Origin of the sequence: Sneathia vaginalis (genome assembly GCF_000973085.1) — a bacterium.
GTDB lineage: Bacteria > Fusobacteriota > Fusobacteriia > Fusobacteriales > Leptotrichiaceae > Sneathia > Sneathia vaginalis.
In genome coordinates this window covers 750,831-777,365 of record NZ_CP011280.1, presented here as the reverse complement: position 1 = coordinate 777,365, position 26,535 = coordinate 750,831, and the positions used below count along the sequence as shown (strand labels likewise).

24 protein-coding genes are annotated in these 26,535 nt (G+C 28.3%); 23 read left to right on the top strand and 1 reads right to left on the bottom strand.

All coding sequences use genetic code 11. The features are described from left to right. Positions 1-54: 54 nt before the first annotated feature. From VC03_RS06590 to VC03_RS03840, 21 genes are all read left to right on the top strand, one after another. On the top strand, positions 55-756 hold the full coding sequence (locus VC03_RS06590) for a thiamine diphosphokinase (RefSeq protein WP_206778312.1): 702 nt from the start codon (positions 55-57) through the stop codon (positions 754-756). Further along, the gene (locus VC03_RS03935) at positions 749-2,620 is read left to right on the top strand and encodes an ATP-dependent DNA helicase (RefSeq protein ID WP_046328762.1); all 1,872 of its coding nucleotides are present in this window, start codon (positions 749-751) and stop codon (positions 2,618-2,620) included. Before VC03_RS06590 ends, VC03_RS03935 begins: the two co-directional genes overlap by 8 nt. A 19-nt stretch (positions 2,621-2,639) precedes the next feature. Further along, positions 2,640-5,465 (top strand): excinuclease ABC subunit UvrA, encoded by a 2,826-nt coding sequence (gene uvrA, locus VC03_RS03930; protein ID WP_393923361.1) that lies wholly within the window; start codon positions 2,640-2,642, stop codon positions 5,463-5,465. Between the two features lie 4 nt (positions 5,466-5,469). Then, positions 5,470-6,564, top strand: a complete 1,095-nt coding sequence (gene ytvI / locus VC03_RS03925) for a sporulation integral membrane protein YtvI (protein ID WP_046328761.1) — start codon at positions 5,470-5,472, stop codon at positions 6,562-6,564. Continuing rightward, positions 6,557-7,504: an endolytic transglycosylase MltG gene (mltG, locus tag VC03_RS03920; protein WP_052727695.1), complete on the top strand. Its 948-nt coding sequence runs from the start codon at positions 6,557-6,559 to the stop codon at positions 7,502-7,504. Before ytvI ends, mltG begins: the two co-directional genes overlap by 8 nt. After that, positions 7,501-8,382: a SpoIID/LytB domain-containing protein gene (locus VC03_RS03915; protein ID WP_046328760.1), complete on the top strand. Its 882-nt coding sequence runs from the start codon at positions 7,501-7,503 to the stop codon at positions 8,380-8,382. The genes mltG and VC03_RS03915 overlap by 4 nt, the downstream gene beginning before the upstream one ends. Then, positions 8,379-9,512, top strand: a complete 1,134-nt coding sequence (gene tilS / locus VC03_RS03910) for a tRNA lysidine(34) synthetase TilS (RefSeq protein ID WP_046328759.1) — start codon at positions 8,379-8,381, stop codon at positions 9,510-9,512. The genes VC03_RS03915 and tilS overlap by 4 nt, the downstream gene beginning before the upstream one ends. Further along, positions 9,512-11,479, top strand: coding sequence for an ATP-dependent zinc metalloprotease FtsH (ftsH, locus tag VC03_RS03905; RefSeq protein ID WP_046328758.1), 1,968 nt, complete (start codon positions 9,512-9,514; stop codon positions 11,477-11,479). Before tilS ends, ftsH begins: the two co-directional genes overlap by 1 nt. A 7-nt stretch (positions 11,480-11,486) precedes the next feature. Then, complete coding sequence (locus tag VC03_RS03900; protein ID WP_046328757.1) at positions 11,487-12,116, top strand: N-glycosylase/DNA lyase; 630 nt, start codon at positions 11,487-11,489, stop codon at positions 12,114-12,116. A gap of 116 nt (positions 12,117-12,232) precedes the next feature. Then, entirely contained in the window at positions 12,233-12,463 is a 231-nt protein-coding gene (locus tag VC03_RS03895) for an acyl carrier protein (RefSeq protein ID WP_046328756.1), read from the top strand. Between the two features lie 8 nt (positions 12,464-12,471). Continuing rightward, the gene (rnc, locus tag VC03_RS03890) at positions 12,472-13,173 is read left to right on the top strand and encodes a ribonuclease III (RefSeq protein WP_046328755.1); all 702 of its coding nucleotides are present in this window, start codon (positions 12,472-12,474) and stop codon (positions 13,171-13,173) included. Continuing rightward, the gene (gene coaD / locus VC03_RS03885) at positions 13,170-13,685 is read left to right on the top strand and encodes a pantetheine-phosphate adenylyltransferase (protein ID WP_046328754.1); all 516 of its coding nucleotides are present in this window, start codon (positions 13,170-13,172) and stop codon (positions 13,683-13,685) included. Before rnc ends, coaD begins: the two co-directional genes overlap by 4 nt. Further along, entirely contained in the window at positions 13,672-15,021 is a 1,350-nt protein-coding gene (radA, locus tag VC03_RS03880) for a DNA repair protein RadA (RefSeq protein ID WP_046328753.1), read from the top strand. The genes coaD and radA overlap by 14 nt, the downstream gene beginning before the upstream one ends. After that, positions 15,021-16,076, top strand: a complete 1,056-nt coding sequence (gene disA, locus VC03_RS03875) for a DNA integrity scanning diadenylate cyclase DisA (RefSeq protein ID WP_046328752.1) — start codon at positions 15,021-15,023, stop codon at positions 16,074-16,076. The genes radA and disA overlap by 1 nt, the downstream gene beginning before the upstream one ends. Further along, the gene (locus tag VC03_RS03870; RefSeq protein WP_046328751.1) at positions 16,073-17,137 is read left to right on the top strand and encodes a nucleotidyltransferase family protein; all 1,065 of its coding nucleotides are present in this window, start codon (positions 16,073-16,075) and stop codon (positions 17,135-17,137) included. Before disA ends, VC03_RS03870 begins: the two co-directional genes overlap by 4 nt. A 1-nt stretch (position 17,138) precedes the next feature. Then, positions 17,139-18,041 carry an alpha/beta hydrolase gene (locus VC03_RS03865; protein ID WP_052727694.1) on the top strand — a complete coding sequence of 301 codons (903 nt, stop codon included), beginning with the start codon at positions 17,139-17,141 and terminating at the stop codon, positions 18,039-18,041. Beyond that, the gene (locus tag VC03_RS03860; RefSeq protein ID WP_046328750.1) at positions 18,038-19,357 is read left to right on the top strand and encodes an MFS transporter; all 1,320 of its coding nucleotides are present in this window, start codon (positions 18,038-18,040) and stop codon (positions 19,355-19,357) included. The genes VC03_RS03865 and VC03_RS03860 overlap by 4 nt, the downstream gene beginning before the upstream one ends. A gap of 13 nt (positions 19,358-19,370) precedes the next feature. Then, positions 19,371-20,180, top strand: coding sequence for a transketolase (locus tag VC03_RS03855; protein WP_046328749.1), 810 nt, complete (start codon positions 19,371-19,373; stop codon positions 20,178-20,180). A gap of 11 nt (positions 20,181-20,191) precedes the next feature. Further along, positions 20,192-21,118: a transketolase family protein gene (locus VC03_RS03850; protein WP_046328748.1), complete on the top strand. Its 927-nt coding sequence runs from the start codon at positions 20,192-20,194 to the stop codon at positions 21,116-21,118. 9 nt (positions 21,119-21,127) lie between these two features. After that, positions 21,128-22,135 carry a cell division protein FtsX gene (locus VC03_RS03845; protein WP_046328747.1) on the top strand — a complete coding sequence of 336 codons (1,008 nt, stop codon included), beginning with the start codon at positions 21,128-21,130 and terminating at the stop codon, positions 22,133-22,135. Next, positions 22,113-23,411 (top strand): murein hydrolase activator EnvC family protein, encoded by a 1,299-nt coding sequence (locus VC03_RS03840; RefSeq protein WP_046328746.1) that lies wholly within the window; start codon positions 22,113-22,115, stop codon positions 23,409-23,411. Before VC03_RS03845 ends, VC03_RS03840 begins: the two co-directional genes overlap by 23 nt. A gap of 34 nt (positions 23,412-23,445) precedes the next feature. On the opposite strand, the gene VC03_RS03835 is transcribed toward VC03_RS03840, so the two are convergent. Continuing rightward, positions 23,446-24,006, bottom strand: coding sequence for a LemA family protein (locus VC03_RS03835; protein ID WP_046328745.1), 561 nt, complete (start codon positions 24,004-24,006; stop codon positions 23,446-23,448). A gap of 107 nt (positions 24,007-24,113) precedes the next feature. On the opposite strand from VC03_RS03835, the gene lepA reads away from it, so the two are divergent. Further along, positions 24,114-25,913: a translation elongation factor 4 gene (gene lepA / locus VC03_RS03830; protein WP_046328744.1), complete on the top strand. Its 1,800-nt coding sequence runs from the start codon at positions 24,114-24,116 to the stop codon at positions 25,911-25,913. Between the two features lie 15 nt (positions 25,914-25,928). After that, positions 25,929-26,531, top strand: coding sequence for a 3'-5' exonuclease (locus tag VC03_RS03825; protein WP_046328743.1), 603 nt, complete (start codon positions 25,929-25,931; stop codon positions 26,529-26,531). Positions 26,532-26,535: the final 4 nt, after the last annotated feature.

Here is a 26,535-nt window from a genome sequence, read left to right as displayed (position 1 = left end):
CAATGTAAAAATTGTATAATTACTCACAAAATGATATAATTTTTAGAGTATGATGTGGATACAAAAGGAGAAAAGATGGAAATTACTTATGTTGTATTTTTAAATGGTGTTTATCCTAAAAATTTAGATAAATTGAAAGAAATAGTAAAGGATAAAAGAATAATATGTGCTGATGGTGGAACAAACACTTGTTTTAAAATGAATTTAACTCCAGATTTGATTATAGGGGATATGGATTCAGTGGAAAAAGAAGTATTAGAGGCGTATAAGGGAGTTAAGCTTATACGTAGTATAAGGGAAAAGGATTATACAGACTTTGAACTAGCACTTATGTACATAGAAAAAGAGGATATTTTAGATGTTACTACTAGATTTAAGGATAAAAAAAGAATAGATAAGGAAAAAAGAGTTACACCTGTATTAGTAGTAGGTGCAACAGGTAATAGGGTAGATATGACATTATCAAATATTTTGAAATTACAAAGTAATGAAAATATGGTGTTTTTAACTGAAAATTTTGAATATATGAGATATATTAAACTAGATAAAAGTACAGAAGTAATTAAGGATCTTTCTGGTAAAACATTTTCAATAATTCCAATAACTGATTTAGAAAAACTAGATTTAAAAGGTTTTGTGTATAATTTAGATGGGGTAGATATAGATAAGTCTATAGGGCTTGTAAGTAATATAGTAAAAGATGATAGGGCATATATCTACTGTAAAAAAGGAGAAATGTATTTAATTCATGAATGAATATTTTGAAAAAATGATAAATGAATATGGCTTTGAGAAAAGAGAAGGTCAGGAAAAAATGGCAAAAATTATACAAGAAGCAATAGAAAATAGGAAGTCATGTATAATTGAGGCTGGAACTGGTATAGGTAAGAGTTTAGCTTATCTATTACCAGCAGTACTTCACGCAAAAAAAACTAATACAAAGGTTGTAGTGTCAACAAATACAATAAATTTACAAGAACAATTAATAGAAAAAGACTTACCTTTACTAGAAAAAATATTAAATGAAAAGATAAAGTATAGACTAGTAAAAGGAAGAGGAAACTATATTTGTGGTAATAGACTTAATAGAAATTGTCGTGATGATAACCTAATATCTTGGTACAAACATACAAAAACTGGGGATAAGTCTGAAATAGATTTTTATGTTGATCCTACAGTATGGGACATGGTTAAATCAGATAAAGATTACTGTGTTGGTGCAGGCTGTGCAAGGGATAAAAAATGTTTCTATTACAAGGCAAAAGAAAATATACAAAATGCTGAGATATTGATAGTAAATCATGCCCTTTTATTCTCACACTTTAAATACGATAAGGTTTTACCTGATTTTGATGTTTTAATATTAGATGAAGCACATAATATTGAATCAATAGCAAGAAACTATTTTGAGAAGAATATAGGGTCTAAAGAGATAGGACAGAATATAGGGATGATATTTAATAGAAGAACAAATACAGGTATATTTAAAAAGTTCTCCAGTGTAGAAGGTGTATATCTTGAGTTTACAGATAGCATAAATGGAATATATGATGCCTTTATGAACCTATTTTCAGTAATTAGATTAAATCTAGTAGAAAAAAATGTACTTAGTATGAGATTAGATAAGCTTTCAGATAAAAAGAAGTATGTAGAAAATTTGGAAAGAATAATAGAAAAATTTAAGCTATTTGAAGAAGTATCAAAAAAACTTCTTTTATCCGATGTAGATGAAGAAGCAAAACAAGAATTTACACTATACTATACTCGTTTAAAAGAAGCCGTTCTATTTATTAACGAGCTATTAAATGAAAAGACTGTAAATGCAGTAGACTGGATAAAATTAAATCCTGTAACACATGATGTAGAGATAAAAAAGACACCATTAGATATTTCTGATGTTATTAAAAAGATATATGAGGATAGAAGTGTAATAATGACTTCTGCGACATTACGTATAGGTAAAGATTTTACATACATATCAAATAGACTAGGATTAGAAAATTTTGGTAAGGAATTTGTAACATCACCATTTGATTATGACAAGAATATGAAAATTTTCTTGTCAAATAATGGGTATAATCCAAATAGTATAGAATATTTAAACTATACGATAGAGTTTTTGAATAAGTACTTGGAAGAAAAAAAAGAGGGTACTTTTGTACTTTGTACCTCATATAAGCAAGTTGATACTATTAGTAAAGGGCTAAAAGTAAAGGGATACAATATCCTTATACAAGGTCAATTATCAAGAAAAAAAATGATAGAAGAATTTAAAAATACAAGATCTGTCCTATTGGGAACAGATAGCTTCTGGGAAGGTGTAGATGTAAAGGGAGATAAATTAAAAAACATTGTAATTGTTAAAATACCTTTTTTTGTTCCAGATGATCCAGTAAATGAAGCGTTAATAGAAGATATTAAGAATAAAGGGCAAAATCCATTTATGAGTTTTCAATTACCTCAAGCGATTATTAAATTAAAGCAAGGAGTAGGAAGATTAATTAGAAGTAAAACTGATAATGGAGAGGTAATAATATTAGATAATAGGGTGAAAAATATGAGATACGGTAAGGTGATCTTAAATTCATTACCTAGCAAAACAATAGTTGATATGGTATAATGAAAAGATGGAGGAAGATATGGAATATATAAAGATTAGGGGAGCTAGAGAACATAATTTAAAAAATATTTCACTTGATATACCTAAGAATAAGCTTGTTGTAATAACAGGTGTATCAGGTAGTGGTAAGTCTTCACTTGCTTTTGATACCATATATTCTGAAGGTCAAAGAAGATATGTAGAAAGTCTATCAGCATATGCAAGACAGTTTATAGGGCAAATGAAAAAACCTGAACTAGATAGTATAGAGGGTTTATCACCTGCAATATCTATAGAACAAAAAAGTGTATCAAAAAATCCTAGATCAACAGTTGGAACAATGACAGAAATTTATGACTATATGAGACTATTATGGGCACATATAGGGATAGCTCATTGTCCTATTTGTGGTAAGAAGGTTAGTAAGCAATCTATTGAAGAAATTGTAATTGATATATACAAAAAGGCAAAAAATGGCATGAAGATAATATTTATGTCACCTATTGTAAAGGATAAAAAAGGTAGTTTTAAAAATCTATTTATTAATCTACAAAAACAAGGACTACAAAGAGTAATTGTTGATGATGTTATGTATGATTTAGATGATAGTATAGAGCTTGATAAGAATAAGCGTCATAATATTTTTGCGATAATGGATAGAATTAAAATGAATATTTCTAATGATGAAACAAAGACTAGAATTACAGAAGCAATAGAAAATGCAACAAAATTATCTAGTGGACATTGTTTTGTTAAGATAGATGATAAAATGTATTCATACTCTGAAAACTTTAGTTGTAGCGAACATGAGCAAATAGAATTTCCAAGTATAGTCCCAAGACTATTTTCATTTAATGCTCCATTTGGTGCTTGTGAAGAGTGTAATGGTTTAGGGTCTGCTTTAATAATAGACGAGAATAGATTAGTTTTAAATAAGGATTTATCTATTGATGATGGAGCCTTATACATTTGTGGTGGTAATTCAAAAAAATCATGGACATACAAGTTGTTTCTTGATTTTTTAAATGCTCATTCAATAGATACAACAAAACCATTTAAGGACTTAACTAAAAAACAAAAGGATTTAATACTATATGGTGATGAAAAAGAGTTTAAATTTAGTATAAATACAAAGGAATATAGCTATGATGGGAATAAGACTTTTGATGGTATAGTGGGACTTGCTAAAAAAAGATACAAGGATTCATTTAGTGATTCAATAAGAGAAGAGCTAGAAAACAAATATATGGTAGAAAAAGTATGTAGTTCTTGTCATGGTAATAGACTAAAAAATGTAGTGTTAAATATTACGATAAATGATAAGTCTATAATAGATATATCTAAAATTAGTATAATAGAAGCTAAAAAATTCTTTGACAATTTAGTTTTAACAGAAAAGGAAGAAAAAATAGCAAAAGAAATACTAAAAGAGATAAGACAAAGATTAGACTTTATGATAAGTGTAGGACTTGATTACCTAAGTTTATCAAGAAATACAAAAAGCTTATCTGGTGGTGAGTCACAAAGAATAAGGCTTGCAACACAAATAGGTTCAAAATTAACAGGAGTTATTTATGTATTAGATGAACCAAGTATAGGCTTACATCAAAGAGATAATGAAAGACTACTAAATACTTTAAAAGAATTAAAGAATTTAGGTAATAGTGTCATAGTTGTAGAACATGATGAACAAACTATGAGAGAATGTGATTATTTAATAGATATAGGACCTAATGCAGGTAAGTATGGTGGAAGTGTTGTTGCAAAAGGTACACCAGATGAGGTTAGAAAAAATGTAAATTCACTTACAGGTAAGTATTTGAATAAAGAAATTGAAATAGTAGTACCAAAAAAAAGAAGAAAAAGTAAGGAATTTTTTGAAATTACAAATTGTTGTGGTAATAATTTGAAAAATATATCCGTTAAAATTCCTAAAGGAGTATTTACTGTTGTGACAGGAGTATCTGGTAGTGGAAAGAGTACGTTAATAAATCAAACACTTTATCCAGCACTATGTAATGAATTAAATATCTCAAAACAATATCCATTAGAGTATGGTAAGCTAATAGGTCTTAATGGAGTGAAAAAAGTTATAAATATAGATCAAAGTCCTATAGGTAGAACACCTAGATCAAATACAGCTACATACACAAAAATTTTTGATGATATACGTGATTTGTTCTCAAAAACAAAAGATGCAATGATAAGAGGTTACGATAAGGGAAGATTTTCTTTTAATGTAAAAGGTGGTAGATGTGAAGCTTGCTCTGGTGCTGGTATTGTAAAAATAGAGATGAATTTTTTACCAGATGTTTATGTGGAATGTGAAGTTTGTAAGGGTAAAAGATACAATAGTGAAACACTGGAAGTTAAATACAAGGATAAAAATATTTCAGAAGTTTTAGATATGAGTGTACTAGAAGCTTATGATTTTTTTGAAAAGATACCCTCATTAAAAAGAAAATTAGAAACATTGATTGAAGTTGGTATGGACTACATTAGTCTTGGTCAAAGTGCAACAACATTATCAGGTGGTGAAGCACAAAGAATAAAGTTATCCAGTGAATTATCTAAAATAAGTAATGGAGATACTATATATATATTAGATGAACCAACAACAGGTTTACATTTTGAGGATATACGAAAACTACTACTAGTGTTAAATAAGTTAGTTGAAAAGAAAAATACGGTAGTAGTTATAGAGCATAATTTAGATGTTATAAAGTCAGCAGACTATATTATAGACATAGGTCCAAATGGTGGAATAAATGGTGGAGAAATTGTCTGCAAAGGGACACCAGAAGAGATTATTAAGTGTGAACAATCATATACAGCTAAATTTTTAAAACCAATTTTAGGAGAGTAATATTATGTATAATTTTGATATAAAAAGATTAACACCAATAATATATGTTGTATCAGTACTAATTTTATTGATATTAATATTTAAAGTATTGATTTTTTTATTACCCTTTGTGATAGCTGCGGTTATTGTTAGAATGTTAAGTCCTATTGTTAATAGGATGAGTAATAAGAATAAGTTTACAAAATCTATAGTGCTACTGTCGTTTTATGTGTTTGTGTTTATAATAGTATCACTTATACTAGTTAAGATATTTTTAGAAGCATATAATTTGTTTAGTACATTAATTAAAAATCAAGACTACATTCTAGCACATGTAACTCATGCACTGGATAAATATGAAAAATATGTTTCAAAATTACCAGATTATTCAGAAAATTTAATTGATGAGTTAGTCAGTAAGGTGTTAAAATATTTTAATGGAACTATTTTAAACTTATTGAATTCAAGCATAAATATGTTGAAGATGTTACCAAGATTAGTTGTGTTTATTATAGTAACAATCTTATCTTCGTTTATAATAATAAATGATAAAAATATAATAGTAAAATTCCTAACAGAACAATTTCCATATTCATGGTTAAAGATAGGAAATAAGATAAAAAAAGATATATTGAGATTAGTGTTTAATTACTTAAGAGCACAGTGTATACTGATAACTCTATGCTTTATAGAGTTACTGGTAGGACTTAATATAATAAGTATGTATTGTAAAGATGTTAAATATGTTTTAATTGTATCAATAATAATAGCAGCAATAGATGCACTCCCTATATTAGGTGCAGGGTCAGTTTTAATACCATGGGTATTAGTAGAAGTATTTGTAGTCAATAACTATATTTTAGCATTGAGTCTTTTAGTTCTATATATTATAATATTCCTAGTTAGACAGTATTCAGAACCTAAGTTAATAAGTAAAGGTGCAGGTATGCATCCACTTATTACATTGATAGCAATGTATTCAGGATTCAAAATATTTGGAGTTTTAGGCTTCCTATATGGTCCGATAATTGCTGCAATAATTCGCATAGTATTTTCTGAAGAGATTAAATATGGTTTCTTTAAATATTTAATAAACAATAGAAAGGAACAAAATGAATAAAATTCTAAATGTAGTAAAGATTATTATGCTTTTTATCATTCTATTTTTCATTGGTTTTACTCATAATTTTGTACTGCAAAAGCAGAATGTTAAGAATAAAGAAGTCATAATAACTAAAGGTGATAAACCAAATGAAATATACAAAAAGTTAGGTCTTAAATACAATGTGTTTGATAAAATATATTTTAGACTAACTTTAAATGATAGAAAGATAAAAAATGGTTATTACCTATTTAGTAAAAACATTAGTAAATTTGAAATAATAGAACAATTAATAAATTCAAGAAGTACTCAAATTATTTTAACAATACCAGAAGGATTTACAACAGATGAGGTTTTAGACAGAATAGAGCAATTAGGTTTAGCAACTAAAAAAGAAATGCTAGAATCTATGAAGGGGTATAATTTTTACTATAAGCATACTGATAATTTTGAAGGATATTTATTACCTCAAACATACTTTATTGCCAAAGGAGAAAGTCCTAAGGAAATATTGGATAAGATACTTAATACTTTTCTACAAGAATATCCAGTTAATAAGTATGATAAGGATGAGATGTTTAATATATTAACTTTGGCATCTATAGTAGAAAAAGAAGCAAATAATGATGAGGATAGACCTAAGGTATCTGCAGTGTTTAAAAATAGGCTAAAAATTTCTATGCCACTGCAATCTGATGCAACACTAAGGTATGAATTAAAAAGAGATGTAACAAAGAATGATTTAAAGACTAATGATTCAGAATACAATACATATAAGCATAGAGGTTTAACTCCAAGCCCTATATGTAATCCAGGAGAAAAAAGTATAGACGCAGCAATTAATCCTGAGAAAGATTTTAATGACTTATACTTCTTTATGTATAAAAATAAGACATATTATTCTATGACGCATGAAGAACATTTAAATAAAAGAAAAGAAAGTGGACATTTGAAATGAAAAAGATAATATGTATATTAATTACATTTTTATTAATCAGTTGTACTGAAATTGAACATATAACAAGACCTATATACAGAAGAAATGTAGGAGATAACCCTGTTGTTAAGATTAAATTAAGTACTAATTCAAGTAACTACAGGGGCGATATTTATTTTGATGGTAATGATAGAATTAATGAAGTTAGACTAGAAGACTACCTATACTCAGTAGTTGCAAGTGAAATGCCTAGAAGATTTAATATTGAAGCATTAAAAGCACAAGCAGTTGCAGCAAGAACATATGCAGTTAATAGATTACTAAGTAACAATGGTAGCAGAAATTATGATATGTTTGATGACCAAAGATCGCAAGCATATAACGGAATTAAACAAGAAAATGAAAAGGTAAGAAGAGCTGTAGATTCAACAAGAGGAATAATTTTAACATACAATGATAATCCTATAGACGCATTGTATACAGCAAGTTGTGGTTCAAAAACTTTAGCTGCTATAGACTATTTTGGTAAAGATTATCCATATTTACAAAGTGTTGATGACTATAGCCAAGAAGAAATTTGGAAAAGAAGTATAAATCTTGAAGATTTAAAAAATATTTTAAATAGTGAGACTGAGAATATAGAGGATGTTGATAATCTAGTTTACTTAGATGATATGATTTTAACTAAAAAACAATTTAAATTAAAGATGCATTTAAGAAGCCCAAGATATACAGTTAAATTAATAGATGGAGTTGTATATATTAATGGTGAGGGTTATGGACACTGTGTAGGTATGTCTCAAGTTGGTGCAAATAATCTTGCAAAAAGAGGATACGATTATGTACAGATTTTAAAGCACTACTATACTAATGTTGAATTAAAAAGGATATATCAATGAGTAAGATACTAATTGCATTTTCTACAGGACCCGATTCTGTATATCTATATCATTACTTAAAAAGAGAAAATAATGAGCTAGGTCTTTGTTATGTAAACCATAATTTAAGAAATGACGTAGATAAAGATATAGAATTTGTGAAGGAATTTAGTGATAGAGAAAAAGTTCCTTACTACATTATGGACTTAAATTTAGAAAAATTTAATGAAAATAGTGCTAGAGAAAAAAGATATGAAGCACTAGAAAAATGTAGGATAGAAAATGGGTATACATATATTGCAACAGGGCATAATATGAATGATAATGTAGAAACAGTAATATTTAGACTGCTAAGAGGTACTGGTCTAGATGGTCTAAAAGGTATACCGAAAAAAAGAGGCCATATTATACGACCCATATTAGGTATTAGTAAAGAAGAAATATTAGAGTATTTAAAGGTTAATAACATTTCATATAGAATAGATTATACAAATTTAACTAATGATTACTCTCGTAATATTATTAGAAATAAAATGATGCCTATAATGAAAGAAATAAATGAGGGTTACCTTGATAATATTTCACGGTTTATAACCCTACTAAATGAGGATAATGAAGTTAAAAGATATATAAAAAAGACTCTAGATGAGAAGAATATAAAATACAGTAAGAATAAGATAGATGAAATATATGATATAAGGGACAAAAATGGTGCAATAATAAGTTTAGATAAGGAATATATTTGGTATAAGTCATATAATTTTTATGGTATAAAGAAACGTGAAACTAAAAAAAGTTTTAGATATATTTTGAAATTAAATGAAGATATAAATGTTAATGGATATAGCATATATTTTTCTAATTTTAGCGATAAGAAAAATCAACTTGAAAAAATGGGGTATAAAATATATAATATACTGAACGTTGATTTATTAGAAATACGAAACAGAAAAGATGGCGATTATATAGATAATATAAAGCTAAAAAAACTTTTTATTGATAAAAAAATTGATAAATATACTAGGGATTTATTGCCATTAGTTTTGGCTAATGATGAGATAATTTTAGTTGCAGATATAAGACACAGCAAGAAAATAAGTGGTATAGCAACAAAAGATCAAAATTACATTGCAATTAAGAAGGGAGAATAATGTTTAAATTATACGACGATATCGAAGATGAAGAAAAAAAGAAGAATGATAAAAAGGACGATGACGAAGAGCTATTTAGAAAAAAAGTAGAAGAATTAAGAGAAAGACGTGGCAGAAGAAAACCACCTATAGGAAGCCCAATATTCTTCTTGATAATTCTTGCAATAATATATGGAATCTATCGTTTTACAATTAGTAATAATGGATCACAAGACATACAACAAGTATCATATACAGAATTTGTTAATAAGATTAAGACAAAAGATATTAAAGAAATTTCTGAAAAAGAAGACCTATTATACGGAAAAGTAAAAGGTTCAAAGGTTGTATATGAAACTAAGAAAATTACAAGTAGACTAGGTAATGATAATACAATAATGAATCTTGTAAATTCTTCAAATGATATAGATGTTAAAGCTGAAAATACTGCAACTAAATCAATGATAATGCAATTAGTGTTAAGTATTGCTCCATTGTTTGTATTAATACTACTATTTTTATTCTTATCAAGAAGAATGTTAGGTGGTTCTGGTGGAGGAATAAATCCACTTAATTTTGGAAAGAGTAAATCAAAATTAAAAGAAAAACCAAATGTTAAATTTTCAGATGTAGCAGGTCTTGATGAAGTTAAAGAAGAGCTAGAAGAAGTAGTACAATTCTTAAAAGATCCAACAAAGTTCTTGCAAGCAGGAGCTAGAGTACCTAAAGGTGTTTTACTATTAGGTCAACCAGGTACAGGTAAGACCCTATTAGCAAAAGCAGTGGCTGGTGAATCTGGAGCATCATTTTTCAATATTTCAGGTTCTGAATTTGTTGAAATGTATGTTGGGGTTGGGGCTTCAAGGGTTAGAGACCTATTTGAAGAAGCAAAGAAAGAAAGACCTTCAATAATTTTCATAGATGAAATAGATGCAATAGGTAGAAAAAGAGGAACAGGTAGAAATGGTGGTAATGATGAAAGAGAACAAACATTAAACCAACTACTTGTTGAAATGGATGGATTTGAAACAGATGAAAAGATAATTGTAATAGCAGCAACAAATAGGGATGACATACTAGATAGTGCCTTACTTAGATCAGGAAGATTTGATAGAAGAATAGCTGTTAGTGCACCAGATGTAAAAGGAAGACTAGCAATATTAAAGGTTCATGCAAGAAATAAAAAGATAGCAAGTGATGTTAAATTAGAAGATATTGCTAAAATAACACCAGGATTTGTTGGTGCTGACCTTGAAAATATTTTAAATGAAGCTGCAATTTGTGCTGCAAGAGAAAATAGAACAGAAATTCTTATGAAAGACTTAGATGAAGCTGTTGATAAGATAGGAATGGGTCTTGGTCAAAAGAGTAAGATTATTACTCCTAAAGATAAGAGAATGTTAGCGTACCATGAAGGTGGACATGCATTAGTTGCAAGTCTATTACCAGATACAGATAAAGTACATAAGGTAACAATAATACCACGTGGTGATGCAGGTGGATATACAATGAGACTACCTAATGAAACATTAAATATGAGAAGTAAGGGTATATTAGCAGATATAATGGTTGCATTTGGTGGAAGAGTTGGAGAATTGTTAGGTATGGATGATATAGGTACTGGAGCATATTCAGATATACAACATGCAACACACTATGCAAGACTATTTGTTCAAAGTTATGGACTTGATAAAGAAATGGGACCTATTAACTATGAACAAAGCAGACAAGAAGAGTATGCATTTATTGATTCTAATAGTGAAAAGACAAAAGAATTATTAGATGAAAAGGTAAAACAATTACTAACTAAGCAATATGAAAAGACAAAAGAATTGTTGACAGAAAATAAGGAAAAATTAGATGAAATTGCCTTATTATTACTAGAAAAAGAAACAGTTACTGGTTCTGAAATACGTGCTATAGTAAGTGGACATACTCATGATGAAGTGCTAACTATGACACCAGAACAATTAGAAGAATTTTATTAGAGGTCAAATGGAAATAGAAAAATTATACGAGAGTATAAAGGAAGAAATTGATAAAAAGATTGATGAATACAAAGAAGCATTTAATTATGATAATAAAGACTTTTTTGCTGAAATTGCATTTTGTATATTAACACCACAATCAAAAGCACTAAATGCATGGAAAATTATACAAACTCTAAAGGAAAATGATTTGTTATTTACAGCTGATAGTGATACATTAGAAAACTATTTAAATAGTATAAGGTTTAAAAAGACTAAGGCAAAAAGATTAGTTAGTCTTAGAGAAAAATTAAGTATAAATGGTAGTTTAGAAGCAAAAAAGATAATATTTAATGGTGATGATGTATTCAAGATACGTGAATGGTTAGTTAAAAATATAGACGGATTTGGGTATAAAGAAGCAAGTCATGTCTTACGTAATTTAGGTTTTGGAGAAGATATTGCTATACTTGACAGACATATTTTAAGAAATTTATTGAAGTTAGAAGTAATAGATGAGATTCCTAAGACGTTAACACCAAAAAAATATATGGATATAGAAGAGAAAATGAGAAAATACTCAAGTAAAATAGATATATCAATGGATAGGTTAGATTTACTATTCTGGTACAATGAAGTAAACTACTTATTTAAATAGGAATGGGCTTTAATGCCCATTTTTATATTGAAAAAAACCAAATAAATTGATATAATTTAAGAGAAAAAAAGTCTGAAATTAAGAAAGGAGTGTATGAGTTATCATACAAAAAAAGTATGTTTGAAGAAATAAAAGAAATTCTTTTAGAACAGTTAGATATTGATGAAAAAGATATAAAACTTGAAAGTAAATTAATAGATGATTTAGGTGCAGATTCTTTAGATGTTGCCGAAATAGTTTCTGCAGTGGAAAATAAGTTTAATTTAGAATTTAGTAAGGAAGATTTAAATAAAGTAGAAACAATACAAGATATTATTGATCTTTTAGAAAAAAATAATAAAAGGTAGTGAAAGAGTTGAATAAAGATATAGTTAAATTAATGAATACAATTAAGTACCATTTTAAAGATGAAAGACTTTTGATTCAAGCATTAACGCATAGATCATATGCTAATGAACATGATATGTATGGTATGCATGATAATGAAAGACTAGAATTTTTAGGAGATTCAGTTCTAGACTTAATATCAACAGAATACATAGTTGCAAAATATCCTCAGTTAAAAGAAGGGGATATGTCTAAGATTAAAAGTCAACTAATAAGTGAAAATGCTTTTTCAACTATAGCAAATGAAATTCAATTAGGAGAATACCTTTTTTTAAGTAATGGTGAAAATGCTACTGGAGGTAGAAAAAGAAAGTCTATACTAGGTGATGCTTTTGAAGCATTAATAGGTGCAATATTCTTAGATTCAGGTGATTACTATATTACCAAAAAAGTTGCATTAGAATATTTAGTTAAGACTTTAAAACATTTAGATAGTATAGAAGGTATTTTAGACTACAAGACAGAATTACAAGAATATATACAGTCTATATACAAAGTTACACCAGAATATGAGATAATAAGTGCAACAGGACCAGATCATGATAAAGTATTTACAGTAATTGTAACAGTTAATGGTAAGACCGTTGGTGAAGGGGTTGCAAAGAATAGAAAGAGTGCTGAAAAGGCTGCAGCAAAGCAAGCATTAAGTAGCATGAGAGGCAAAAAATGATAAAAAAAGCAATATATCCAGGTAGTTTTGATCCAGTTACAAAGGGTCACCTAGATATTATACAAAGAGCAAGTAAACTAACAGAAGAATTAGTAGTTGCTGTATTACATAATGTAAGTAAGTCTAATTCTTGGTTTAATGTAGATGAAAAAATAGATTTATTGAAAAATAGTATTTCTGAATTGGATATAAAGGACTGTAAGATAAGGATAATTTCATTTAATGGATTATTGGTAGATTTAATAGAAAAAGAAAATATTGATGTATTAATTAGAGGCTTAAGAGCAGTTTCTGATTATGAGTATGAAGTACAATTAAATCTTACAAACAATCTCTTAACTAAGAAAAAATTTGAAACAATATTTTTAAATGCTTCAAGAAAATACCTTTATTTAAGTTCTAGTGTCGTAAGAGAAATAGCAATACATCATGGTAAACTAGATTACTTTGTTACAGATTATGTAGAAAAAAAATTAATTAAAAGGGTTGATGAAATAAATGGGAAAAACTAAAATAACGTATATTTGTTCAGCATGCCTGTATAAACCAGTTAAATGGGTAGGGCGTTGTCCTAATTGTAATACTTGGGGGACAATAGAAGAAGAAGTATCTATGAAGGATTTAGTAGTAGATGATAAATTCTCAAAAGAAGTTAAGAGAATAACGGATATAAAGTTAAATACTGAATTTAGATATACGACTAATTTTAGTGAGTTTGATAGAGTTCTGGGTGGAGGTTTAACAAAGTCTGAGGTAGTTTTAATAACTGGAGAGCCTGGAATAGGTAAATCAACTTTTTTACTTAGTTTATTAAATGAATATTCAAAAGATAATGTAGCATTATATATTTCTGGTGAAGAATCACAAAAACAAATAAAGCAAAGAGCAGTTAGAATAAATGTAGATTCTAATAATTTAAGTGTTTTAAGTGACACAAGACTAGAGTATATTATTGATTCTATAAAGAAAACAAAGGCTAAGATAGTAGTAATTGATTCTATACAAACTCTATATAGCGAAAATATTAATTCGATACCATCTAGTGTTAGTCAAATAAGGGAATGTGCATTAAAGTTAATTGAATTAGCAAAAGAAAATGAAATTTCACTATTTATTGTGGGTCATGTAACAAAAGATGGTAAGCTTGCAGGTCCAAAACTACTAGAACACATGGTTGATTGTGTTATAAGTTTTGAAGGTAGTGAAAATAATACATATAGAATTGTTAGAACTACAAAAAATAGATATGGATCAACAAATGAAATATCAATATTTGAAATAAAAGAACAAAGTGTTGAAGAAGTAAAGAATCCATCCCTATTTTTCGTATCTGATAGAGATGAAAAGAATATCGGTAGCACTATAGTAGCAAGTATAGAAGGAAGCCGTGTTGTCTTGTTTGAAGTTCAAAGTTTAGTTAATAAGGCGATATATGGATATCCTAAAAGAATTATACAAGGTATAGATAAAAATAGGATAGAAATATTACTAGCCATATTATCAAAGCATATGAATATGGACTTTAACTTAAATGATGTATATATTAATATACCTGGAGGTATAGAAATAAAGGAAAGGGCAAGTGATTTAGCGATAATATTATCATTAATATCATCTGTTAAGTCTATCCCTATAAGTGCTAAGATTGCTGTATTAGGTGAATTAGGACTAAGAGGAGAATTAAGAGCAGTTTCATTTATTAAAAAGAGAGTTAAAGAATTAGAAAAACTTGGATTTACTGGTATATACTTACCTAAGGTTCAAGAAGAAGATTTAAAAAAAGAGAAATTTAAAATAAAACTTAGTTTTATTGATAATATTAGCGAGTTGGTGGAAAGGATTAATTAATGGAAGATGAAGTTTTGAAACAAATATTTGGTATTATAGCACCAGGTAAACCCTTAAGAAATGCTATAGATAGAATACAAGAGGCTTCACTAGGGGCTTTAATAATACTTTGTGAACCTAAAGAAATAAATGATTTAATGGAAGGTGGCTTCTCATTATTTACTGATTTCACACCACAAAAATTATACGAGTTAGCTAAAATGGATGGTGCTGTTTTAGTATCAAGAGATGTAAAGAAGATATATGGTGCTAATTTACAATTGCAACCAGATCATACACTATTTACTGATGAAAGTGGTACAAGACATAGAACAGCTCATAGAATGGCAATGCAAACAGGTAATATTGTAATAACAATATCAGAAAGACGTAATAAGGTTACAATATATAAGGATAAATTTAAATATTCACTTGATTCAATAGGAGACCTATTAATCAAAGCCTCACTTGCAATTATGTCACTTGAAAAATATTCTAGCATAATTAATAAATATTTAATAAGCATGAACCATTTAGAATATGAAAATTTGGTAACTTTAGAAGATGTTGTGCGTGTAATTAGATTTTTCATATTGTTATTTAATATGGAAAACAAGATTAATCAATATATATTAGAATTAGGTACAGAAAGTAAGACTATACAACTACAACATACAGAAATTATGTTGGGTCATAAGAATAATTTCTTAAATTTAATTAAGGATTATAGCAATAGCAAAGATAAACCAGAAAAGATATTTGAAAAAGTCCTTAAATTAGATAAGCCAGAACTTACAAATGATGAATATATAGTACAATTATTAGGGTATAACACAAAAGAATGGATGCTAGAAGATACCTTATCAGCTAAAGGATATAGACTACTAAGCAATATAATGAATCTAACAAAGAAGGATACTGAAAATATTATTGAAAAATTCGGTAATATACGCGGAATATTTGCTGCATCAATAACTGAATTAGAAGAAGTTAAAAACTTAAGTAAGAATAAGGCATATAAGGTAGCAAGAATTTGTGAAAAATACAAGAACAAGAAAGAACTTGAAATCTTATGATAGTCTGTGGAGTTGTTGCAGAGTTTAATCCATTTCATTATGGACATAAGTATCAAGTTGATAATATTAAAGCAGATATTAAAATTGCCGTTATTTCACCAGATTTTGTGCAAAGAGGAGAACTTAGCATTTTAAATCAAAAAGATAAGGCAAAGATAGCTTTAGATATGGGATACGATGTTGTTGTTGCTATACCTACAAAATTTGCTATACAAAATGCAGAGGTATTTTGTACTTATGCTTGTAGATTATTAGATAAATTAAAAGTAAACTATCAAGTATTTGGTGCAGAAACTGGTGATTTATCTAGCATATATACTATGATGGATAGGTTAGAAAATAGCATATTAAAAGATCATTTGAAAAGTGGATTTTCATATAACAAGTCATGTGAGTTAGCATTAGGTGATTTAAGCTATTTGTATAAGTCAAATAATATATTAGCAATGGAATATTTAAGGGCTATAAAGAAATATAATCTAAGTTATACTCCATATATTATAAAACGAAAAGATGTACAGTATAACGAAGAAAAAGTGTGTGGGAATATAAGCTCAGCAACAAATATCAGAAAAAAAATACGAAATAATGAAAATGTTGATAAGTATTTACCATATGAGAATACATATAAATACAATTTGAATTATGAGAATAAGCTATATTCATTATTTAAATATATATTACAGACTAGAGTTATCTATAATATATATGATTTAAATACTGAGATATTAAATAAAATGAAAAAAGAAATAAAAAAGGCAGATACATATAATAAGTTTTTAGAACTTATGTCTTCTAGAAATATTTCTATTAATAGAGTAAAAAGGTTGATTTTAAATATAGTGTTGGATATAAAAAAAGATGATATTGATAAGGAAGAAGAGATAAAACAAATTAAGGTTATTGGGATCAATAAGAAAGGTGCAAAATATATAAAAAACATTCCAAATATTTGTGTAAATTACAAATATTTAGAAGGTGAAGAAAAATTTTATGCACTTTATGAATATTTGTTAGGTTCTTACCATTTTACTAATACCGTCTATAATGAAAGTGAATGAAATGTATATATTAAATAAAATATTAAACTACAAAAGAAAAACATTGGATCAGTCATTGAAAGATGTTATGAAGAGTAAAAATAGAATGATATCAGGTAAATTTTCACCCATAGTTTTTGGCATGGAGTATGAAGAGGTAAAGTATACTTCTATTGATAATAAGACACTTTATGGTTGGTTAATTAAAAGAAATGAAGATAAAAATAATACTATTATACTAGTACATGGAAGAAATAATAACAGAATATTTTGTCTTAAATTTTTACAAATATTTTTAGACATAGATAGCGAAAAAAAATACAATATTTTCATACCCGATTTAAGAAATTCAGGTAAGTCTGATGAGTCGAAAACTGCATTTGGGTATTTTTTTGCTAAAGACGTGTATAGCACTATGAAAATGTTAAAGCAAAGATTTGGGTTAGATAATTTTATCTTATATGGCTTTTCACAAGGTGCAATGGGAGTTGCTATTGCACAATCATTATATAGAGATAAATTAAAAGAAGACGGGATAAAAATAGAGAAGATGATATTGGATAGTCCTATTTCAAATATTAAAAAGATTATACTTTATCATGCAAGAATCAAGAATATTAAGATTCCAAAGATATTTTTACTTCCCGCATTTTTAACGTTAAATAAAATTGTAGAAAACAATTTAGATAATTTAAAATTATCAAGTTTATTAGGCTTTGTACCTACGTTAATAATACAATCACAAAAAGATAGGGTTACACCGTTTAAGATAGTAGAAAAAGAGTATAATGACTTGCAGGATGATAAGAAAAAAGAAACTAGATTTAAAGCATTTAGAAAAGGACAACATGTCAGAATTTATTTAGAATACAAGGAAGAATATACACAAACTATTAAAAAGTTTTTAGAAAGTGAGAAAATATGAATAAATTAACAAAGAAAACATATATCCTATATGGCTTAGGAGTTTCATATTTTATGCTTGACCAATTGTTTGTTCAATGGCTAAAGTATTTTTATTTACCCCCAAAAAATGTTGGATTAAGTCCAGTAATGCCAGCAAGATATATAGTCTTTGGCTTCATAATTATGAGACTAGTTGATGCAATAACAGATCCTGTTGTTGGTTACTTGTCTGATCATAATAGATCAAGACTAGGTAGAAGATCATTTTTCATGATATTAGGTGGTATACCACTAGCAATATCAATGATATTATTCTTTTATCCACAAGGGGATACAGCATTTTCTAGATTCATATACTTTGCAATAATAGGTTCTATATACTTTGTTGCATACACATTAGTAGGAGGTCCATACAATTCCCTTATACCAGATCTTGCACATAATAAGGATGAAAGAATAAATTTATCAACAGTGCAATCAGTATTTAGATTAGTATTTACAGCAATACCACTAGTATTTTCAGGAATAATATTAGCTAAATTAACAAAAAACTTAGGTGATGCGACCAAGGGATTTAGAATGATGATAATAGTATTTTCTGTAGCATCATTAGTTGGGATATATGTATGTTCATTGTTCTTAGGTGAAAACAAAATAGCAAGAAAAGAATATTTATCTAAGGGTTCTAGCTTTAGAAAAACAATGAATGAAATTATGAAAGTGGAAGTTTTAAAATATTTTTTAGGACTATTTTTCTTCTTCAGTGCTTTTAATATTATACGTGGTAGCTTAGCATATTATGTAAGTCTAATATTACATAAAGATGCAAGTTTTGTAACTATAGTCTCAGCAGTAATATTTTTAACATCAGCAGTATTCTTTCCAATTACAAATAAGGTTACAAAAATTTATGGTTTTAAAAAAATAATGATAATAGATATTATTACAATAATAGTTGGAACAATGGGTATGATATTTTACAATAATGCAAATATTATACTAATTTATGTTTTTTGTGCTATAATAGGTGCGGGCATAAGTGGGGCAGCTTTCATATTCCCACCAGCAATGTTAAGTGAAATTTCAACACAAATAAGTGAAAAATCAGGTATTTCTGTTGAAGGATTACTATTTGGTATACAAGGCTTTTTCTTGAAATTAGCGTTTATGGTTGAGGCAATTATTTCAGTTTCAACTATTGTATATGGAAGTGCGATTAATAATCAAGGGCTAAAAAATGCTACCAAAGAAGGGGTGTTAATAAGCCTATTTGTTGCCATAATTATGTTAGTAGTATCAATAATCTTTTATTTATTAAAAAAGAAGGAAATATAAGTGGAGGTTTTTTATGGAAAATAGCGAATTAGCAAAAGTTGCTAAAAAAATTAGAAGAGATATAGTTGAAATGATATATCACGCAAAATCTGGCCACCCAGGTGGTTCATTATCTATAGCTGATATATTAACAGTTCTATACTTTGATGAAATGAATATAAATGTAAATGAGGTTAAAATGCCTAACAGAGATAGAATGGTATTAAGTAAAGGGCATGCAGCCCCTGCTCTATATTCTACATTAATGGAAAAAGGTTTTCTTGATAAAAGCTTAATTACACAATTAAGAAAATTTGGTTCACCATTACAAGGACATCCAGATTTAAAAAAGATACCTTCAATTGAAATGTCTACAGGTTCACTAGGACAAGGATTATCTGCTGCAAATGGTATGGCATTATCATCAAAAATATTTGGTCCAGCCTTTAGAGTGTATGCAATAATGGGTGATGGAGAATTACAAGAAGGACAATGTTATGAAGCAGCTATGGCAGCAGCACACTACAAGTTAGATAATTTAGTTGCAATAATAGACTCAAATGGCTTACAAATAGATGGTAATGTTAAAGATGTTATGAATTTAATATCAATAAAAGATAAGTTTGTAGCATTTGGTTGGCATGTAATAGAAATTAACGGACATGACTTTGACCAAATAAAAGAAGCTTTAAAAGAAGCAAGAAGTATTAAAGGTAAACCTACTGCAATAGTTGCTAATACTATTAAAGGTAAGGGAGTTTCATTTATGGAAGGTAACTATGGATGGCATGGAAAAGCTCCAAATTTACAAGAGTATGAACAAGCAATGAAAGAATTAGACTAGGAGGTAGAAAAATGGAAAAAAAGGCAACTAGATTAGCGTATGGTGAAGCGTTAGTAAAATTAGGTAAGATTAATAAAGATGTGGTAGTATTAGATGCAGATTTAACAAAATCAACTATGACAACTTTTTTCCAAAAAGAATTTCCTAATAGACATTTGAATATGGGAATTGCAGAAGCAAATATGATGGCAACTGCTGCAGGAATAGCAACAACAGGTAAGATACCATTTGCATCAACATTTGCAGTATTTGCAGCTGGAAGAGCATTTGATCAAATAAGAAATAGTATAGCGTATCCACACTTAAACGTAAAGATATGTCCTACACACGCAGGAGTATCACTAGGTGAAGATGGTGGATCACACCAATCAATAGAAGATATAGCACTAATGAGAGTATTACCAGGTATGGTAGTATTATCACCAGCAGATGCAGTAGAAACTGAAAAGATGATATTTGCAGTTGCTGAGTATAAAGGTCCAGTATATGTAAGATTAGGAAGATTACCAGTTCCGATAATATTTGATGAAGACTATAAGTTTGAAATAGGTAAGGCTGTAACACTAACACAAGGTAATGATGTAGCATTAATAGCAACAGGGCTTTTAGTTTATGAAGCATTAGAAGCAGCAAAGACATTAAAAGAAAAAGGTATAAATGCTAGAGTAATAAATATGTCTACAATAAAGCCATTAGATAATGAAACTGTATTAAAGGCTGCAAAAGAATGTAAGTTCATCGTAACTTCTGAAGAACATTCAATAATAGGTGGACTAGGTGGTGCAGTAGCAGAATACCTATCTGAAGTACATCCAACTAAGGTAATTAGACATGGTGTAAATGATGTATTTGGACAAAGTGGTGAAGGTAACGAAATGTTAGATAAGTATAAGTTAAGAGCAAAGGATATAGTAGAAATTGTTCTTAAAAATATGTAAGGAGTTGAAATGCAAGATAATAAGAAATATACAAAAAAATTAACAGATAAAGGTACTTTTTTATCTGCTATTATAACACTTACAATTGTATTTATTGTTATTGAGTTCATATCTTTTGGATTATTAAATCTACAAGAATATAGCTCTACACAAGTAAGTACAAATCAAGTAATAGTTTATTTAAATGATTTAGATGAAAATACTAAAAATGAGCTTTCTAAAAAATTAGTAGAATTGCCAGGTGTTTCATCAGTAAGATATGAATCTAAAGAAATAGCATTAAAAGCAGCTGTAAAGGAATTAGGGGTTGCAGTTAATGAGGAAGAAAATCCATTAAGTGATGCTTTCTTTGTATATATTAATAAGTCAGTTAAGTTAGACCAATTAAAATCTAGCCTATTAAATATGCCTGAAATATCAGCAATTGACTTTAGAACAAAAGCATTGGAACAATCACTTAATTTTGCAAAAGGTATAGATTCATTGACAATTAAGGCTTCTAGTGTATGTATAGTAGTTGGACTATTTATGATATACAACATTGTAGGTCTTTCAATAAAAAGTAGAAAAAAAGAAATACATGAATTACTAGAAGATGGTGTAAAACCAAGAAAATTAAAAAAGAAATTTTTCTTTGAAAGTATTACAACAATATTTGTATCAACAATATTAAGTTTTGGAATATATCAAGGTATAAGACAATTGTTGGTTAATAATATTAAGCAAATATTGCCAGGATATTCAGCAACAACTTCAATTATTGATGAAGTAATTGTTGCAGCAATACTATTCGTAGTTGCAGTAATAATATCACTATTTATTTCATTCTTTGCAATGAATAGATATTTCAAGATATCTTCACTAGAAAAGATTATTGATAAAGAAGAAGTAGAAGAAAAAAATGAAATAGAAGAAATAAAGAATAGTGAAAATGTTGATGAAAAAGAAGAAATCGAATCTGAAGATGAAGATGAAATGATAGGAGAAGACGAAAATGAAAATAACTGGGAAGTGTAGTGTATTACTTCTTTCATTAGCACTCTCTATACCATATATGACATTTTCAGATGCTCGTATTGATAAGAATAAAAGAAGAATAGCACAAATAAATAGACAAGTTACACAAAACAGAAATCTTATTATAAAAAACAATAGACAAATTGTTGTTACTAAAAGAACACAAGCAAGTTTACAATCAGAAATCAATGACTTGAATTTTCAAATTAACAAGCTACAAAAAGAATATAATGTTCTAGAACAAAGATATATAGAACTATTAAAAGCAATTGGAGCTAATGAAAAAGATATTAAAGCATCAATTTCTAAAATTCAAAGTAGTAATGCTGAAATAAAAGTTAATAAAGATGAATATAACACAAAGATAAGAAATTATGATTTAATTAGAAGAGCAAGAAATATTAATCAAAATAGTGGTTTAGTTGGTGCAAGACGTGATAAATTAAGACACGATGCACATGCTATACTAGACCTACAAATCAATAAAATAAAGGGCATAGAGACATATAAAAAAGGTGTAGAACAAGATAAGATTAAGGTTGAAGGAATAAAACAAAAGAATCAATCTGAAGCTACTAAAGTTATGAGTGCTAGAAATGATTTAGAAAATAAGAAGAAAGAACTTAATACTGCTGTTGCAAGAAAGAATAAAGCAGTAGCTGAATTAAGAGACTTACAAAATAAATTAAGAAAAGAAAATATTACTATTGAAAAAAATAATAGTAAATTAGCTTCTGAAAGAAATAGATTAGAAGCACAAATTAATGCAATTATACGACAAAATGCAATAAGACAACAACAACTTGAAAGACAAAGACAATTAGCATTACGTCGTAAACAACAACAAGGTTCTGCTAAACATGAAAATATAAATGTTTCACAAGAACCAATAAATGTTGTAAAAGGAACTGGATCATTAATTTATCCTATTAGAGGTAGGGTAGTTGTAGGATTTGGTACTGAAAAAGTTCAAGGATTAAAGAGTAAAGGTATAGAAATATTAGGTACATTAGGTCAATCTGTATCTGCTGCTGATACTGGAACTGTAATATATTCAGGAAGTCTTGGAGGATTAGGAAGAGTTGTAATAATAAGCCACGGTTCACTAATTACAGTTTATGGTAATTTAGCATCTATAAGGGTATCAAGAAATGAAGCTGTTCGTAAAGGACAAAGTATAGGAACTTTAGGAAGAGATTCTGAAACTAAGAAACCAACACTTTACTTTGAAGTTAGACATGGTGTTAACATTGTAAATCCTATGAGTTATCTATAATAAAAAGCTGAGCGAAAAAACTCAGCTTTTTTATTTAAAATTCAACTTTAGGCACTTCATTTACCTTATCATCTGTTTCAAATAGTTTTGCATTTCTAAATTTCAAAATATTAAAGAAAAGTGCATTTGGGAATGATTGAACAAATATATTTAGTGTTCTACATGTTGCGTTATAATATTTTCTAGTTGCAAGTATTTGTTCTTCTATATCACTTAATTCATCTTGTAATTTTAAAAATGAAGTATCTGCTTTTAGTTCAGGATATGATTCATTTAGCATCATAAGACTTCTAAGTGTCTTAGTAATAGTGTTTTCAGCTTCTAATACCTTAGAAATGTTTTCTACATTAGACATATCAATATTAAGTAATTTTGATCTAGCAGATATTACAGCATCAAGTGTATCTTTTTCATGCTTTGCATAACCCTTAACTGTATTAACAAGATTAGGAATTAAATCTAATCTTTTTTGTAGATATATTTTAACATTACTCCAAGCTTCTTTATTTAAATTATCTAATGTAACAAAACGATTTTTTAGATATAGTACATATAGTAATAATAATATGATTATTATCAATAAAGCTATAAGCATTTTTTACCCCCTTCCATTATCAATATTATACTATATAAAATTTAAAAATGATAGATTTTTATTAGCTTATTTGGTATAATTTACATATAAAAGAAGTGGGAGAAACAATGAAAGATAAAAGATTTAAAAGGAATTTTTCTATAATCGCTCATATTGATCATGGTAAGTCTACATTAGCAGATAGACTTATGGAAAAAACTGGAGCTGTATCTAAAAGAGAAATGAAAGATCAACTTTTAGATAGTATGGATTTAGAAAGAGAAAAAGGAATAACAATAAAAGCACAAGCTGTAACATTAGAGTATAAGGCAAAAGATGGTAATACATATGAATTAAATTTAATTGACACACCAGGCCATGTTGACTTTATATACGAAGTTTCAAGATCATTAGCTGCTTGTGATGGAGCAATATTAATAGTAGATGCTGCACAAGGAATAGAAGCACAGACTCTTGCTAATGTATATCTAGCATTAGAAAATGACTTAGAAATATTACCAGTGGTTAATAAGATAGACTTGCCGTCAGCAGACGTACCTAAGGTCTTAAAAGAAATAGAAGATATTATCGGACTTGACACAAGTGATGCTGTTTTAACTTCAGCTAAGACTGGTCAAGGAGTGGATGAACTATTAGAAAAAATTGTAAATGTCTTACCTTGTCCAAGTGGTAAAGAAGATGGTCCTACAAAGGCACTAATATTTGATTCACACTATGATGATTTTAGAGGGGTAATAACTAATATTAGAATGGTTGATGGTAAAATACATAAAGGTGATAGAATAAAGGTAATGTCAACTGAAAAAGAATTTGAAGTATTAGAAATTGGTGTATTTACTCCAAAGATGAAAGAAGTTGATGAATTAACTGTAGGTTCAGTTGGGTATATAGTAACAGGGATAAAATCAATAAAGGATACTCAAGTAGGAGATACCATAACAACAGTAGAAAATCCAGCAAGATATCCTCTAGAAGGATATAGACCTGCACAAAGTATGGTGTTTGCTGGTATTTATCCAATATCAACAGATGATTACAATGACTTAAGAGAAGCATTAGAAAAATTACAACTAAACGATGCATCACTAACATATCAACCAGAAACTTCCCTTGCCTTAGGCTTTGGATTTAGATGTGGTTTTCTAGGACTTTTACATATGGAAATTGTTGTTGAAAGATTGAGAAGAGAATTTTCTATAGACTTAATTTCAACAGCACCATCAGTACAATACTATGTAACACCTGAAAATGGTAAAACAGTAATGATAGATAACCCTGCAGAATTTCCTGAAGGTAGAAAATATATAGAAGAACCGTATATAAAGGGGACAATAATAGTACCTAAGGACTTTGTTGGTAATGTTATGGAATTATGCCAAGAAAAACGTGGAACATTTAAAAATATGAACTATTTAGATGAAACACGTGTTATGATAGAATATGAATTACCATTAGCAGAAATAGTAATAGACTTTTACGATAAATTAAAATCAAGAACTAAAGGATATGCATCATTTGAATATGAGCTAGTAGGTTATAGGGAATCTGACCTTGTTAAAGTAGATATATTAGTTTCAGGTGAACCAATAGATGCCTTTTGTTTCATTGCTCACCAAGATAATGCATATACAAGAGGGCGTGCTATTGCTGAGAGATTAAAGGATGTAATACCTAGACAACAATTTGAAATACCAATACAAGCAGCACTAGGTGGTAAAATTATTGCAAGAGAAACAATAAAGGCCTTAAGAAAAAATGTATTAGCTAAGTGCTATGGTGGAGATATTACTAGAAAGAAAAAACTTCTTGAAAAACAAAAAGAAGGTAAGAAGAGAATGAAAGCTATAGGTAATGTTGAAATACCACAGGAAGCATTTTTAGCAGTTTTAAAACTGGATAAAGATTAAAGATATGGAGTGAAAATGAATAAGAAGATAATATTTTTTGATGTTGAAACTAATGGCTTAAAAGGATCATCAGTATTGTCTATGTCAGCAATGAAAATGAGTTTTAATACAGAAAATTTAGAGATGTATAAGGTAGGAGAATTTAATAGATTCTATTACCGTAATCCTGGAGAACCAATTAACGAGGGTGCTATTAGGGTAAATGGTCTAGATGATGAAGAAATTGAGAGAAGAAGAAGTCTATCAAGCGTAAAATATCCTAAGACATTTAATGAAGACATACAATCATTTGTTGAATTTTGCCAAGGTGCAGATCATTATGTTGCACATAATATACGTTTTGATAGAGATTTTCTACCATTTAAGTTAAAGTATCAATTTGATACTATGATAGAAAATATTGATATAGTAAGAATAATGGGAAATAGAGGATTTAAATGGCCTAAGTTATTAGAATGTGCTGAGTATTACAAAGTTCCATTAGAAGAAGATAAGTTACATAATAGCCTATATGATGTTGAAGTAATGGCAAAGGTATTCTTTAGAATGAGAAAACATAGTATATCAAAAAATAGGATACTTAGGTTTGTTTCAGATAATATTAGTACGGAGTTTTAGGGTT